Source organism: Pseudoalteromonas sp. NZS71_1 (genome assembly GCF_015864305.1).
In the GTDB taxonomy this organism is placed as follows: domain Bacteria; phylum Pseudomonadota; class Gammaproteobacteria; order Enterobacterales; family Alteromonadaceae; genus Pseudoalteromonas; species Pseudoalteromonas arctica.
Map to the genome: position 1 here is coordinate 1 of NZ_JADYXM010000021.1, position 15,725 is coordinate 15,725.

The 15,725-nt window shown below is 40.0% G+C and carries 14 protein-coding genes; 10 read left to right on the plus strand and 4 right to left on the minus strand.

Annotated elements, in window-relative coordinates; translation table 11 throughout:
* Positions 1-194: 194 nt before the first annotated feature.
* A complete protein-coding gene (zapE, locus tag I6F43_RS19180; protein WP_197103609.1) occupies positions 195-1,304 on the minus strand; it encodes a cell division protein ZapE in 1,110 nt (369 codons plus the stop codon).
* Between the two features lie 59 nt (positions 1,305-1,363).
* Here zapE and rsuA point away from each other — a divergent pair, with 59 nt between their 5' ends.
* The 3 genes from rsuA to I6F43_RS19195 all read left to right on the plus strand — a co-directional run bounded on the left by rsuA (position 1,364) and on the right by I6F43_RS19195 (position 4,145).
* On the plus strand, positions 1,364-2,062 hold the full coding sequence (gene rsuA, locus I6F43_RS19185; RefSeq protein WP_197103611.1) for a 16S rRNA pseudouridine(516) synthase RsuA: 699 nt from the start codon (positions 1,364-1,366) through the stop codon (positions 2,060-2,062).
* A gap of 387 nt (positions 2,063-2,449) precedes the next feature.
* Positions 2,450-3,103, plus strand: coding sequence for a bifunctional tRNA pseudouridine(32) synthase/23S rRNA pseudouridine(746) synthase RluA (gene rluA / locus I6F43_RS19190; RefSeq protein ID WP_024589793.1), 654 nt, complete (start codon positions 2,450-2,452; stop codon positions 3,101-3,103).
* A gap of 91 nt (positions 3,104-3,194) precedes the next feature.
* Positions 3,195-4,145, plus strand: coding sequence for a DUF3530 family protein (locus I6F43_RS19195; protein ID WP_197103613.1), 951 nt, complete (start codon positions 3,195-3,197; stop codon positions 4,143-4,145).
* Here I6F43_RS19195 and djlA read toward each other — a convergent pair.
* Genes djlA through I6F43_RS19210 form a run of 3 tightly spaced genes read right to left on the minus strand, consistent with a single transcriptional unit; the run spans position 4,128 to position 6,680 of the window.
* Positions 4,128-4,994, minus strand: a complete 867-nt coding sequence (gene djlA, locus I6F43_RS19200; protein WP_007585079.1) for a co-chaperone DjlA — start codon at positions 4,992-4,994, stop codon at positions 4,128-4,130. The genes I6F43_RS19195 and djlA overlap by 18 nt on opposite strands.
* Positions 4,995-5,025: 31 nt before the next feature.
* Complete coding sequence (gene murU / locus I6F43_RS19205; protein ID WP_197103615.1) at positions 5,026-5,682, minus strand: N-acetylmuramate alpha-1-phosphate uridylyltransferase MurU; 657 nt, start codon at positions 5,680-5,682, stop codon at positions 5,026-5,028.
* A complete protein-coding gene (locus tag I6F43_RS19210) occupies positions 5,679-6,680 on the minus strand; it encodes an aminoglycoside phosphotransferase family protein (RefSeq protein ID WP_197103617.1) in 1,002 nt (333 codons plus the stop codon). Before I6F43_RS19210 ends, murU begins: the two co-directional genes overlap by 4 nt.
* 111 nt (positions 6,681-6,791) lie before the next feature.
* Here I6F43_RS19210 and lptD point away from each other — a divergent pair, with 111 nt between their 5' ends.
* The 7 genes from lptD to I6F43_RS19245 all read left to right on the plus strand — a co-directional run bounded on the left by lptD (position 6,792) and on the right by I6F43_RS19245 (position 15,520).
* Complete coding sequence (gene lptD, locus I6F43_RS19215; protein WP_024589798.1) at positions 6,792-9,044, plus strand: LPS assembly protein LptD; 2,253 nt, start codon at positions 6,792-6,794, stop codon at positions 9,042-9,044.
* A 30-nt stretch (positions 9,045-9,074) separates the two neighbouring features.
* A complete protein-coding gene (gene surA / locus I6F43_RS19220; RefSeq protein ID WP_197103619.1) occupies positions 9,075-10,370 on the plus strand; it encodes a peptidylprolyl isomerase SurA in 1,296 nt (431 codons plus the stop codon).
* Between the two features lie 2 nt (positions 10,371-10,372).
* Positions 10,373-11,365 carry a 4-hydroxythreonine-4-phosphate dehydrogenase PdxA gene (gene pdxA / locus I6F43_RS19225; RefSeq protein ID WP_007585088.1) on the plus strand — a complete coding sequence of 331 codons (993 nt, stop codon included), beginning with the start codon at positions 10,373-10,375 and terminating at the stop codon, positions 11,363-11,365.
* Positions 11,362-12,168, plus strand: a complete 807-nt coding sequence (gene rsmA / locus I6F43_RS19230) for a 16S rRNA (adenine(1518)-N(6)/adenine(1519)-N(6))-dimethyltransferase RsmA (RefSeq protein WP_007585090.1) — start codon at positions 11,362-11,364, stop codon at positions 12,166-12,168. Before pdxA ends, rsmA begins: the two co-directional genes overlap by 4 nt.
* Positions 12,152-12,541 carry a Co2+/Mg2+ efflux protein ApaG gene (apaG, locus tag I6F43_RS19235; protein ID WP_007585091.1) on the plus strand — a complete coding sequence of 130 codons (390 nt, stop codon included), beginning with the start codon at positions 12,152-12,154 and terminating at the stop codon, positions 12,539-12,541. The genes rsmA and apaG overlap by 17 nt, the downstream gene beginning before the upstream one ends.
* A gap of 8 nt (positions 12,542-12,549) precedes the next feature.
* On the plus strand, positions 12,550-13,368 hold the full coding sequence (locus tag I6F43_RS19240; protein WP_197103621.1) for a symmetrical bis(5'-nucleosyl)-tetraphosphatase: 819 nt from the start codon (positions 12,550-12,552) through the stop codon (positions 13,366-13,368).
* A 136-nt stretch (positions 13,369-13,504) separates the two neighbouring features.
* Positions 13,505-15,520 (plus strand): methyl-accepting chemotaxis protein, encoded by a 2,016-nt coding sequence (locus I6F43_RS19245; RefSeq protein ID WP_197103623.1) that lies wholly within the window; start codon positions 13,505-13,507, stop codon positions 15,518-15,520.
* The last annotated feature ends 205 nt before the right edge of the window (positions 15,521-15,725 follow it).

Below are 15,725 nucleotides of genomic sequence, written 5' to 3' on the forward strand. Positions count from 1 at the left end.
TCACAAAGAGGTTTAGAAGGCGCTGCGCTTTAGAGAAGTAAAAATACATAATTACTATTGTTTTATGTCTTCTCATTTACTCCTATTTTACTTCTCTTTGTGCAATAAGTTTTTAAGTGATTTATTCACAAAGAGGCTAAAAAGAAGCTACGCTTCTCACTTGAGCAAGCTCGTCTACGATATATATTAAAGCGTTACCAATTTTGCATTTCGACTATGCGCGATTGCGTGCGTGCATATTCAAAGCTCAACTTTTTACCTTTATATAAATGTTCAATGTCGGTTTGCGCATTTATCACTAGCAATTTATGGCAATCGTAAAACTCATCTACTAAGGCAATAAAGCGCCGTGCTTCGTCGTCAAATGTGTGCTCATCAAGCGTTTGTTTTTCGCGTTGGTAGCTATCTTCTATACCGTGAACAATAACTTTACCCGTTGCTTTAACACCCATTTGCGGCACGTTCGATACATATAACACATCAAATTGCGTTGCTAAAAACATATAATCGTTAGCACTACGTGGGCCTGAACATAGCGCCATAAAATCAATCATCAAGGCGTTATCGGCTCTTAATAAATAAGGTAAATCGCGCCCATGCACACTAACTGTATTGCTGCATGTTACAGCCGGATACGAAGCTAAAAACTTACTTTTAAAATCGTGATTTGATAAATTAATAAAATAGTGACGACTGTTTTTACCATATCTAAAACGGTGATCGTCCTCCCCTGCCACGTTAATTATATGGCAATGGCTATTAATTAAATCGATAGTAGGTAAAAATCGCGCCCGTTGCAGGCCGTTGTAATAAAGTTGCTCAGGCTTTGCGTTCGATGTGGCCACCAGCACAACACCTTGTTCAAACAACGCATTGAACAATCTGGCCATAATCATGGCATCGCCAATGTCGCTTACAAAAAACTCGTCAAAACATAGTACTCGAATATTTTTAGCCCACTGTTTTGCAATTAGGATTAGTGGATTTTTTTGACCTTGTAGCTGCGAAAGCTGGGCATGCACTTGTGCTATAAAATGATGAAAATGCAGCCGCTGCTTTTGTTCCATAGGTAGGTTTTTATAAAATAAATCCATTAACATGGATTTACCACGCCCTACGGGTCCGTATAAATAAACACCTTTTATTAAAGTCGCTTTTTGCCACCATGATGTGTGAGCTTGAAGTTGCTCGCTTAGCGTATTTAAAGCTTCCACTGCATTTTGCTGCGCAGCATCAAAACACAGTTCACCTGTGTCTATTTTTGCTTGGTAAAGGCTTAAAATTTGTGTGCTGTGCACTGTCATGGTATTTCACTATCGGCTATAATCGCGCCCATTGTAGCCGACTAAAAATGTGAACCAAAATGAAATTCCCTTGCCGCTTAGATAAATTTATTAGCCACTTAGCTGAAATACCGCGTACTCAAGCTCGCGCTAGTATTAAGCGAAAAGAAGTAAGCGTTAATGGCGAAGTAATCACATCACATAATTTTCAGCTAGCTCAGCAAGATGAAGTATTGCACCAAGGTGCGCCTTTGGTATTTTTAGGTAAGCGTTATTACATGCTAAATAAACCTGTTGGCTATGTATGTGCTAACAGTGACGAGCTACATAAAACCGTTTTTGACTTACTTGATGAGCCAAATATGAGCGACTTTCATGTGACAGGTCGCCTTGATATAGATACCACAGGGTTAGTTATTATTACTAATGATGGCGATTGGTCACATAAAATTACGTCTCCTAAAAGCAATAAATTTAAAACCTACCTAGTCGAAACCCAAGAGCCGATTACCGATGAAGCTCTTGAGCAATTGCGCAAAGGTGTCATGCTGCATAACGAAAAAGATTTAACCCGCCCAGCTATAGCAGAGAGACTTGCTAATTACGGCCTGCGTTTATCAATAAGTGAAGGTAAATATCATCAAGTTAAGCGTATGCTTTACGCGGTAGATAACAAAGTAGTTGAGCTGCATCGCGAGCAGATTGCGGGAATTACCCTAGATGAAAACTTGGCCAGTGGTGAATATCGACTATTAACAGCGCAAGAAATTAAGCTATAAAAGTGCTTTAAAGGAGCCTAAGTTTGGATATACTAGGGCGTGTTGAACTTTGTGGATTGAAATTTGTTCAATCTAGGGGCGATTTAATCGCGGCGCGAGGTTTGTAACCTAGTGGGCTAAGTAAAAATCGAGCAACAAAGAGTTAATCGCCCCTAGAAAGAACCCAAAGGGCAGAGCATGTTTGGCATTTATGCTGCGTTATCGCCTAATTATGGGGAATAACCACACTACATAGGCTCTGCCTTGCCTAAAAACCAAACATACTACTGCAAATTCAACCACCAACGTTCAACACGCCCTAACTAAAACAATATAGCCAAACTTTTACTTGAGCCTGTTGGCCTGCTCTACTAAAATAGCGACCTTCAAAATTTACTAAGGTCGGCCGTGTTAGTTAATTACAATCCCCCTATGAGTCCGTATTTAACGATACTTTTTCAGGATGACGACTTACTGATAGTTAATAAACCAAGTGAGTTATTAACTGTCCCAGGTAAAGATCCTAAACATGCCGACAGCTTAATTAATCGTGTTAATCGTGTTTTTCCAACAGCAAGAATAGTGCACCGCTTAGATATGGCGACTTCTGGCATACTGTGCCTCGCCATGAATAAAGCCGCGCACAGACATTTAAGTATGCAGTTTCAAGAGCGCGAAACAGCTAAACGTTACATAGCACGTGTATACGGACAACTTGAAGCTGAAACAGGATCAGTAGATTTACCCCTTATTTGTGATTGGCCTAATCGCCCAAAACAAATGGTTGATCACGACAGAGGTAAACCTTCGCTTACGCATTTCAAAATACTTGAGCGTGAAGAAAATGCAACCCGTGTAGAGCTAACCCCAATCACTGGTCGCTCGCATCAACTACGTGTGCATATGTTAAGCCTTGGTCATCCTATTTTAGGTGATAGACTTTACGCCCACAAAGAGGCACTCGCTGCCGCTCCTCGCTTACAATTACATGCACAAATGCTGCAATTAAAGCACCCTGTAACTGAGCAAGTACTTACTTTTGAAGCCGAATTAGAGTTTTAAAGGTTCAAATTTACTAGCTAATTCGCTCTATACATTAAACTTTTAGATAACCTTGCCGATACCTAACTAATTGTCATTAGTTAGGTGCATTATGCTATTTCCACGGTTTTTAAAAAGGGCTTTTTATATACAGCTCAGCTGTGCGTTACTTTTGGCTAACCCTATCAGCGCGGCAGAACATATTGCCCCACCTAGCCTATCAAGTATTGAAAAGAGCGACATTGAACGACTTCTTCCAAGCGATGAAATAAAACCAATATTAGCGGGTGAAACAGAATTTTTAAGTCTTTATAGCGAATATATGAGCGCTGATTTTAGAGGTATCGTAATACTTATACCCGATTGGCACTCTTCACCTACCAATAATTCAGGTATGAGCTACTTGCGCAAAGAGCTTAATAATCTAGGTTACAGCACCTACGCAATGACAGTACCCGACATTGATTGGCAAGCAAGTAAAATGGCCGAAGCAATGCCCAGCGAAACCGAAGCTGCTCCTAGTAAAGCCGAGGAACTTGCATCACCCGACACAACAACAAACGCCCAATCGCAGCCTGCAAAAATAAAAGAAGAACCTCATTACGTTAATGCAATTGAAAAAGTAACTGACGACATACTTGATAACTATAAAATAAATCTCATTTCTCGATTTAATGCGCTGTATCAAACCGCTATGGAAGATTCGAGTAATATAGTGGTTATAGCACAAGGCACGAGTGCAGGTGTGTTATTGGAGTACTATGCAGATTTTCCGGACGAGAGAGTTGAGGCATTTATCAGTTTAAGTAGTTACTTACCTAATACCAAGCGTAACGAAAGCTTGAGCCAAACAGCATCACTTGTTACACCCGCCTTACTTGATATTTACTATGCAAATGACAGCACAGACATTTTAATGAGCCTTAAAAATCGTCAGCGCTGGGTTGACCGAAATGCAAAATTTGATTACCGCCAACGCCAGTTGTTTGGCTTGCGCGATCAACCCGATCAACACGCACGCCTAACAAAAGAAATAGACGGCTTTTTACGCCGACTTTTTTAAATACTCATAAGCAGCTTGAATATCTTGGCTCTTTTTAACAGCCAGTTCCATCATGTGTTTTGGTAAACCTTGCGATACTAATTTATCTGGATGATGTTGCGACATAAGTTTACGGTACGCTACTTTTATATCACGCTGCGTTGCATCGCTACTTAAGCCTAATAACGCCAATGCTTGCGCACGGTTCATATTATTATTTGGCGGTACATGGTGGCCAGAACCCTCACGGTAACTACTACTTTGACCTTGGTTTTGTTGCTGCTGATTAAAGCGTTGTTGTTGCTTTCTAAAGTTAAACTCTGCTTGGTAGCGCTTTAATACAAATGCAAAGTGTGTTTTAGAAATGCCTAGCTGTTTACTTACTTCTGCTAATAATTGCTTTTCTTGTTCGGCTAGCACTCCATCAGAAAACGCCATTTGAATTTGTATTTCTAAAAATAACTGTATTAGATCGTTTCGTTTAGCAAAGCGTTCTTTAAAATCGTGTACTGTTTCTTTAAGTGAAAAGTCGCTCTCTTTACCTGACTGAAATGCATGTTGTGCTTCACGGCGTTCTTCGCCTTTTAAGCCCATTTCATCCATAAACAAGTTAGCCGCTTTTATATGTACTTCGCTAACTCGACCATTCGACTTCGCAATGTGCCCCATGACAGCAAAGCAGCTTGAAAAGAATAAAGCTTGGCGCTCGTGAACATCGTCACCACTAAATAAGCTAGAAAAGCCGCCTGCTTTATCAAAGTTATTTTTTAAGCTTTTATCAAATAAATGACCTAGGTATAAACCTAAAATGGCACCAAATATTTTGCCAAACATAAAGCCAAAACAAAAACCGAGAATTTTTCCCCACATCTATAATACTGCCTTCTTAAAAATTGAGTTGTTACGCCTCAAGGCGCTTGTTTAATTGGTTTAAACGCTCTGGTGTACCAATATCATCCCACTGCCCTATATAGAGCTCAGTAGAGACTAAATGTTCATTTAGCTTTTCACGTAAAATAGGCCCTAAAGGGCGAATACCTTGCGTTAATCCTTTAAAAAAATCAGCCTGATATCTGCCAATCCCCGAAAATGTATATTTTTGACTCTCGGCCGGCAAATGACTCAATGCAAAGTCGCCATCTGGATTGTGTGGCGGGTTTTCTATAAGCACTATGTGCGCCTCACCGGGTTGTAAATGAAGTTGCATTAGCGCACTTACATCATAGTCGGTGTATACATCGCCATTTACTACAATGAACGAGTCACCCAACAGCGGTAACGCTTCAATAATACCGCCGGCAGTTTCAAGGCCACCTTCAACTTCTTGGCTATAAAGTATATTTACGCCAAATTGGCTGCCATCTTTAAAGTAGCCTTTTATTTTATCACCTTGCCACGCAAGGTTTATTACAATATCGGTAATACCGGCAGCTTTAAGATTATTTATATGGTGCTCAATAAGTGGTTTTTCTGCCACTTTTAACATTGGCTTTGGCATATTTTGCGTGAGCGGCATCATTCTCTGCCCACGCCCTGCAGCTAAAATCATCGCTTTCATGAGCGCTCCTTTGCTAACTTTTCAGTCACTTTTGGCACTATGGTATTTTTTGTCCACTCACTCAACGCTTTTAGCTCTGGGTAATTTGCCGCTACTTCAATAATGTAATCAAGTGTCGGTAAAATATTATCTAAATAACCTGTTTTACCATCGCGCAAATATAATCGACAAAATATACCCGCAGCTTTTAAGTGGCGCTGTAACCCGGTTAAATCAAACCAATATTTAAACTCATCAAATGAAGTATTAGCCAGTAAATTTTGAGCCGTAAATTCCTGATAAGCAAAATCAAGCAAGCTTGTTAACTCTTTTTGAGGCAGTTTAAAGTAGCAATCGCGTAGTAGCGATACTAAGTCGTAGCAAAGCGGCCCGCGTACAGCATCTTGATAATCTATAATTGCCCACTGGCCGTTACTGTTCATAATATTACGGCTATGGTAATCGCGGTGAACGGTAACAGTGGGTTGCTCAAGCATGGCCTTTATTAATAGCTCTGAACTTGTTTTCCACATTACGTTTTGCTCTGCACTTAGTGGCTCATTAATAAAGTCACTCACTAACCACTGGCTAAATATATCAAGCTCTAGTGTTATAAAATCTTCGTTATACGCTTGCATAGCAGAAGCTGCCGGCGTTTTGGCCCATTGAGCGCTTAAACTAATTAATGCTTGATAGTGCTCGGTGCGGTTTGCATCATCAAGCATGTCAGCTAGGTGCGTACTCCCTAAATCACTCAGAACAAAAAAGCCCTGTTTCTCATCACTTGCAACAATAGTAGGAAGTAAAAAACCTTGTTCAACAAACACCTGATTTAGCGAAATGTAAGGTTCGTTATTCACTTTTTTTGGATCTGAGTCCATCACTATTAAATGCTTATTATCGTGATTTAAACGGTAATAACGGCGAAAGCTAGCATCACCCGTGATCGCGTTTAAAGTATGCGACTTGGCATTAAGCTGTGTGTTTATAAATTGTTGTAAATTCTCAAAGCGTGTCATTTTATAAGATATCTATTTTTCACTAAGTTAATTAGGTCAATTACTGTAATTGCCATTATTTTCCTTTATTATGTGTATATTATATTAAACACACAGTATTAAGGTCGATAAATGAGCAAAACCTGGGGCATATTGATGCTAAGCGTAGTTAGCGCACCATCGCTTGCCGAAACTGAACTGGCACACAACCTTTGTGGCATTTCAATGCAAACCAGAGCTTGGCAACCACTTGAAGGCCTTAACCTTGGTGAAGTTGATATTCAAGCTGATGATGTTGAGCTACTTGGCACTCAAAGCGCTGAATTTACCGGCAATGTTGATATTAACACCCTTAAGATGAGTTTGTCCGCACAAACTGCGTTGATAGACAAACAGCGTGGTTTATTAAATGCAACGGGGCCAATCACTTATCAAGACTATGTAAGTAAAGTAAACAGCACCGGATTAAATGCCGATTTAAATAATTCAGAAGTCAGCTTGTTAGGCGCCGACTACAGCCTAACCGAACAACAAGGTAAAGGCGGCGCTGAAAAGCTTACTGTTAATCAGTCTGGCCTATTACTCATGAATGCAAGCTTTACTACTTGCCCAAGTGACACCCCAGTGTGGGAAATTGAAGCTGACGAAATAAACCTTTCGCGCGAAGAAGGCTGGGGCGAAACATATAACGCCGTATTACGTATTCTCGATACACCGGTTTTGTATTTACCTTATTTTACATTTCCGCTGGATGAACGCCGTAAATCGGGTTTACTTACCCCGACTATTTCAAGCTCTGATAAATACGGCCTTGAAACAATTACGCCGTACTATTTAAATATTGCACCTAATTTTGATGCCACTATTACGCCTCGTTATATGTCTAACAAAGGGCTGCAACTACAAACAGAATTTAGATACCTAACAGAGCAACACGAAGGCTTAGTAGGGATTGAATATTTAGATAGTGATGATTCTGAGCCAGACTTGAATGAACGCTATATGTTTCATTGGCAACAGCAAAGTTACCTAGGTGAAAACTGGCGCGCAAACGTTGATGTAACCAATGTGAGCGATGATAACTACATCACCGATTTAAGCTCAAATTACGCAAGTAAAACCGATACACAGCTGTATCGTACTGGCTCACTTACTCATTTGGGTGATACATGGCGCACCGATATTAAAGTACAAAACTTTGAAGTATTGGGCGATCACTTAGAGTCATACACTGCAATACCACAAGTTAATTTTACGCAAACTGCCCCTTGGCGTTTTGATAATTTTGACTTTAGTGTGTCGGGCGAGATTAGCCATTTTACTAATGACTCATCAGAAGTGGCCATAGACAGCGCAACTCGTGTACACGTAGAGCCAAAAGCACGCTACAACTATGCCACTCATGCGTGGTCATTTTTATCTGAAGTGAGCTTACTGCAAACTAATTATAAGCAAAGCGGAAACTTAACAGGCACGCAATACAGCGATACCGTATCGCGTACTATTCCTAAAGTACGTTTGTATTCTCAGCTTAATTTTGAGCGCGACGCATCTTACTTTTTTGAAGATGCTATACAAACGCTAGAGCCGCAAATTCAATATTTATATACACCTAATAAAGACCAGTCAGACATTGGCTTATTTGATACAACCAAGCTACAAGACGATTATTATGGTTTATTTAGAGACGTGCGCTTTTCAGGTGTTGACCGCATAGCAGCAGCGAATCAGTTTACTTTAGGTGCTACAACGCGCCTATTTGATAAAAAACAAGAAGAAGTATTTAATTTTAGTGCCGGCCAAATATTTTATTTAAGTGACGATGCCAAGCCAACAGAGCAAGGCTTGAACTCAGACACTAATTATAATGCACTATTTGCAGCTCAAACCATGTTACATTGGCACCGCCGTTGGTACCTCGCTGGAGGTATTCAATACGATACAGATGGCAAGCAAATGGTACAGTCAAATGTAACACTTGATTATAAAGGTGATAATAATCAGCTAGTACAATTGAACCATCGCTATGCAAATGATGTCTCAGGAAATACAATCGAGCAAGCAGGTGTATTTACAAGTATTCCTATTAGCGACGAATGGCAATTTATTGCAAGCTATCATCGAGATCTTGAAAACAACAGAAGTATCGAAGTATTGAGCGGATTACAGTATGAATCATGCTGTTGGGCTATCCAAATTACTGGGCACCGCCAAATTGAAACAGATTTAAATCAATCAATAGGCCAAGAACAAGCAACTTTTGATTCAGGTATTAGTTTGAATTTTGTATTAAAAGGACTTGGCAGTAAAAGCCGTTATGATGCACAAAAATTATTACAACAAGGTATTTTTGGCTATCGTAGACCGTATTTTCTTAGTAACTAGAGTACTATCAGCAAGAGTAGTAAAAAGAATATGAATTTAAAAAAATTATTAACATCAGCAGTTTTAAGTGCCAGCCTTTGTCAAAGTGCAATGGCCGCACCAGTAGAAATAGATAAAGTTATTGGCGTTGTAAACCAAGGCGTAATTTTAAAAAGCGAAGTAGACACCATTATTAATCGTGTTAAAAAGCAAGCCGAAGAACAAAACCAGCAATTACCAAAAGATGAAACTCTTCGTGTACAAGCCGTTGAGCGTTTAGTGAATCAAGCCCTTATGATACAAATGGCTGACCGTATGGGGTTACAAATCTCAGACAGTCAACTAGATCAAACTCTTGCAAGCATGGCACAAGAGCAAGGCGGTACAATTGCCGATTTACGCCGTACTATTGAAGGTTCGGGCGAAAGCTTTCAAGCTTACCGTGAAGAAATTCGTAAAGAAATTACAACGCAGCAAGTAACACGTGCAAGTGTCGATCGCCGTATTTATATTAGCGAACAAGAAGTTGATAACCTTTTAAAAATTATGGAAACCCAAGGTCAAAGTGCTGAAGAGTACGACATTGGTCATATTTTAATAGATATCCCTAACGATGCGAACGCTGACGAAATTGCTGGCGCAAAAACACGCGCAGATAAAGTTATTGAACTATTAAACGATGGCCAAGAATTTAAGCGTATTGCTATTTCATCGTCAAGCGGCTCTAAAGCACTTGAAGGCGGACAGCTTGGTTACATGGGCATTAACGAAATGCCATCGCTTTTTGCTGAAGCAGTAAAAGGCCAAAAGAAAGGCGCTATTGTTGGCCCACTTCGCTCTGGTGCTGGTTTTCATATCATTAAAGTACAAGACGTTCGTGGTCTACAAGTTGTAGAAACAACTGAAGTGCGTTCACGCCATATACTAATTAAACCTTCAATTATTTTAAGTGAAGAAAAAGCACGATCTATGCTTGCAGGCTTTGCAAAAGACTTACGCGCAGGAACTGCCGACTTTGGAAAGTTAGCTAAAGAGTACTCAGAAGATCCAGGTTCTGCACTTAAAGGTGGCGAGTACGATTGGACAGATCCAACTACCTACGTACCTGCGTTTAAAGATACATTGCTTTCTCTTAAGCAAGACGAAATAAGCGAACCGTTTAGAACACAGTTTGGTTGGCATATTGTGCAGTTACTTGGTAAACGTGTAGCTGATAAAACTGAGCTAGCTAAACGTAACCGTGCTCACGGTATGTTGTTTAACCGTAAATTTAAGGAAGAAAGTTTTAACTGGCAGCAAGAAATGCGCGAGCAAGCTCACGTTGAAATTTTCACAGCAGACCAATAAATATGACCCTAAGAATTGCTATTACACCGGGTGAACCCGCCGGTATTGGCCCAGATTTGCTACTCACGCTTGCTCAGCAAGCGTGGGATGTTCAGCTTATAGCGATTGCCGATGGCAAGCTATTAAAAGAGCGTGCAAAACATTTAGGCTTAACAATAAACTTAATTAAATTTGATGATAATGCCCCCGCCATCGCAGCACCTGCTGGCAGCTTGTATATTCATCAGGTTGATTTAGGGGTTGATGTAGAACTTGGCGTACTAAACGACGGTAACGGACAATACGTGTTAGATACCTTGCGTATAGCAAGCGAAAAAAACATGGATGGCACCTTCGATGCAGTTGTTACAGGCCCGGTTCACAAAGGCATAATTAACAAAGCAGGCATTTCGTTTAGTGGGCACACGGAGTATTTTGCGCAGCAATCAAATACTGCTGATGTAGTTATGATGCTTGCAACAGAGGGCTTACGCGTTGCACTTGTAACCACTCATATTCCTCTTGCGTATGTATCGCGCGCCATTACACCTGAGCGTTTAACTAAAGTAGCGGGTATTTTAAATCACGACTTACAAACTAAGTTTGGTATAGAAAAACCACGTATTTTAGTGTGTGGCTTAAATCCGCATGCCGGTGAAGATGGCCATTTAGGTCGTGAAGAAATAGAAACAATCACGCCAACGCTTGAGATACTTAGAAGCGAAGGTATGAATTTAATTGGCCCACTACCGGCCGATACCTTATTTCAAGATAAATACCTATCTGAAGCAGATGCAGTGCTTGCTATGTATCACGATCAGGGATTACCTGTGCTAAAATACAAAGGATTTGGTAAATCGGTAAATATTACCCTTGGCTTACCATTTATCCGCACATCAGTTGACCACGGTACTGCACTCGATTTAGCAGGGACTGGTACAGCTGACGTTGGCAGTTTTGAATTAGCGATCCGCGAAGCAATTAAGCTCGCCCAAGAAAAAGCACAAAATCAATGACCGATAAAGTACATTTAGGACACCGCGCTCGTAAGCGTTTTGGGCAAAACTTTTTATTTGATGAATCTATTATCGATAAAATAGTCTCTGCGATCGATCCTAAACCAGAAGACAACCTAGTAGAAATTGGCCCAGGCCTTGGCGCAATTACTGAGCCAGTAGCCGAATTAAGCGGCCATTTAACGGTTGTTGAATTAGATAAAGATTTAGCGCAACGATTAATTGAACACCCATTTTTGGGTCCTAAATTAACCGTTAACCAAGGCGATGCAATGACGTTTGACTTTGCAAGCTTGGTTCGCGATGACAAAAAATTAAAAGTGTTTGGTAATCTACCTTACAATATTTCGACACCGTTATTGTTTCATCTTTTTGAATTTTCAGATCATATTGAGCACATGCACTTTATGCTTCAAAAAGAAGTAGTAAAACGCATGGTAGCAGGCCCAGGTAGTAAAACATTTGGCCGCTTAAGCGTAATGACTCAATACTACTGTAATGCAATGCCGGTTGTTGAAGTACCACCTGAGTGCTTTAAACCAGCGCCAAAAGTTGACTCTGCGGTTATTCGTTTAATACCTAAGAAGCCAGAGCAACGTACAGCAAAAAGCGTTAAAATATTAAACACTGTGTGTTTAGAAGCCTTTAATCAACGCCGTAAAACACTGCGTAACAGTTTAGGTAATTTACTAACTGCAGAAGAGCTTACTAGCATTGGCATTGATATAACGCTGCGTGCTGAGCGCTTATCTTTACAACAATTTATTGATATAGCTAACTGGATTTATGACAACAAGCAGTAATATTGGATCGCCTGTAAAGGTATCTGTAGAAACATTTTACGTAGAAGGTCAATCTCAACCTGAGCTTGAAAAATACGTATTTGCTTACTCAGTAACGATTAAAAACCATAGTTTATGTAGTGCAAAATTACTGAGCCGCTATTGGTTAATTACCGATGCAAATGGCAAAGAAGTAGTAGTAGAAGGTGAAGGCGTTGTTGGTGAAATGCCAGACATTGGCCCAGGCGAAAGCTACAAATACACCAGCGGTGCAATTTTAGATACACCTGTAGGCACAATGCAAGGCCATTACACGTTACGCAACGAATTTGGCTCTGAGTTTCAGGCGCCTATTAATGTGTTTCGTTTGGCTTGTCCTAACATTTTGCATTAAGCACTTAAATGGCAGATTATGCGATAGGTGATTTACAAGGGTGTTTTAGTGAATTTAACACCCTTTTGCAACGTGTTGATTTTAACCCAAGCAAAGATCACCTTTATTTAGTTGGCGACATAGTTGCCCGCGGGCCAGACTCCCTAGCCTGCTTAGACTATATTTACCAACATCAAAATAGCATGACCATCACTTTAGGCAATCACGACCTTCACATGGTTGCCTGCTACTTTCTTAACAAACCTACCAATCCAAAAGATAAACTAAACCCAATATTTGAAAGCCCAAAATTAGCGCATTACATCGCTTTTTTACAAACCCAACCATTGGCCTTAGAGCTTATAAAACATAACTGCTTTATATCTCATGCCGGATTAAACCCCGATTGGTCTATTGAAGACGCGCTAAAACAAGCACAATTTGCACAAAGCTGTTATCAATCAAATAACGCTAAAGCGTTTTTTGAACACATGTATCAGCCTCATCCTATTGAGTGGTCAAGCACCCTTGATGACTTTGCAAAGTTTAGATACATAGTTAACTATTTTACCCGCATGCGCTTTTTAACAAGTGATAACAAACTCGAGCTTAATGCAAAGGGTGCAATAACCGATAGCCAAACATTAACCCCTTGGTTTAACCATCCTAATATAGCTAAAACTAAACACGATATTATTTTTGGCCACTGGGCGGCGCTTGAAGGTAAAACAGATAATCCACGGGTTCACGCCTTAGATACAGGCTGTGTATGGGGTAACACCATGACCCTAATGGAGCTGAGTACTAAAAAAGTAATTATCGAAAAATCCCACCTTTCGTCTAAATAAACTGAAAAAAAACAATACATCTGTTAGATTTATCAATTAATAGTTAAAATTAGTTAAAGTAATTGATTTTAATTACTTAACTTATTGGTACAAACGCCGATAAGTCTTAATTGAAGTACTTTTGAGTGGAAATCTTATGAACCTGACAGTAAGCCAACGTATTTGGGGTGGTTTTATATTTATCACACTATTATTATTAATAATTGGTGGTAACTCCTTAATAAAAATTGCAAATATTGACCGTTCTACTCAAAAAGTGAACCAACTATCACTTCCAGCACTAAATAAAAGCTCAGAACTACAAGCCGAATTTATTTTAATGAGTAAAGCCGCTCAAGCGAGCTTTTACACGACATCCGCCAATGAGCTAGCCCCCATTAAAAAACAAGTTCTTGAGCAAAAGCAGTTATTCAATACCCTTCATCGCGAACTTCAAGACGTAGTAAAAAATGATGTAACGCTTAATCAAAGTAGCCAAAATGTAGAAAAAACCTACTTAAGCTTTTTAAGCACAGTTGAAAGCTTGTTAGAAGACAAAAGCAAACAGCTAGCATTAAACAAAACATTAAAAGCACAATTAGAAAATATAGAGCTAAGTGCAGAAGATGCCAATTCTGTTGTACTCGATATTATTGACATTGATGGCTTTGAGCAAAACCACCCTCGTGCTTATCAAGCTGCAAACAATTTAGAAAATAACTTTATGTCAGTGGTAAGTAACAGCACTGATATGCTAACCGTTAAAACGCTTAATACTCTCGATATTGTTAAAAACGAGCAAACCTATTACCTAGAAGAAGTAACGCGTACCATTGCCTTAATTAAACCGGCTATTGAGCAAACTCACAGCGATTTATACTCAAGCTTAAAAGAAAATGTTGATACTTTAGAAAACAATATAAAAGGTAGTAGTGGTTTAGCCGCAAACAAAAAACGATTAATTGATTCGATTACCCTAACAGAGTCAGAGCTTGCCCAGTCAGAGCAAGCCACCAAAATGGCACTTAACCAAATTGACGAGTTAGTTAATCAAGCAAGTGACGTTGCCTTTAAATTACAGCAAGGCGTACGCAGCGACGTAGACTCAGCTAATTTATGGACTTGGGTTGGTATGATTATAGCCACTCTATTAGCTATCGCGATTGCTATTATTACTGTTAGCCGTATTACTAAACCCCTTGCTGAAGTTAACCGAATTTTAGATATTGTTGCCAGTGGCGACATGACACAACGTTTAGACGACAGCGCTAAAGACGAATTTGGCGAACTATCTAAAAGTTGTAACACCTTAATTGATAACTTACGCAGCCTAATTAAAGGCATTATTTCGCGCTCTACTCAGCTAGCTGCAGCATCAGAACAAACATCTGCTATTACCGCAGAATCAAGCCAAGCAATTCGTAACCAGCAAGCACAAGTTGAACAAGCCGCAACCGCAACAACCGAAATGAGCAGTACATCGCAAACGGTTAGCAACAGCGCTCAACAAGCACTTAGCGAAATTAAAAATGCTGATAAAGAAGCTGAACGCGTTAAAGGTATTTCGAATAACAATAAAGCCACGATTGAGCAATTAGCACGTGAAGTAGACGATGCCTCACAAGTAATTAATAAACTGCATCAAGATAGCGCATCAATTGGCAGCATATTAGATGTAATACGCGGAATAGCGGATCAAACTAACCTACTTGCACTAAATGCCGCAATTGAAGCTGCACGTGCTGGTGAATATGGCCGAGGCTTTGCTGTTGTAGCAGACGAAGTACGCTCTCTGGCGAGTAAAACTCAAGAGTCGACCCAAGAGATACAATCAATGATTGAGTCTCTTCAAACAGGCGCTGAAGCTGCCGTAACAGCAATGAGTAAAGGTAAGCAACGTGCGGTATCGTGTGTTGAGCAAACCGACCTAGCAAGTAGCGCACTTGATTCTATTACATTTGCGGTTTCGCAAGCTCACGATGTAAGTGAAGAAATTTCGACTGCCGCACTTGAGCAACAACAAGTAGCACAAGAAATTAGCGAACGTCTTGAGTCGATTGTAGCCATAGCAGAGCAAACAGCCGAAGGCGCAAACCAAACCAACATTTCAAGTTCAGAAGTAGCAAAACTTGCCGAAGAACTACGCTTGTCGGTAGACGAATTTAAAGTTTAGGTTTACTAAAACGATTAAAAAACCCCGATGGTACTATGCACCATCGGGGTTTTTATTTATCAGGACTTTAAAAGTGAGATGTAAAACCTTACCGGTAAGCACCTAGCTTGCTCACGTAAAAAACACTGCTTTTAATATTTATCTTACCTACTTTTGCCTTATCTAAAGCGCAGCGCCCTCTTAGCCTCTTTGTGAATAGATTACT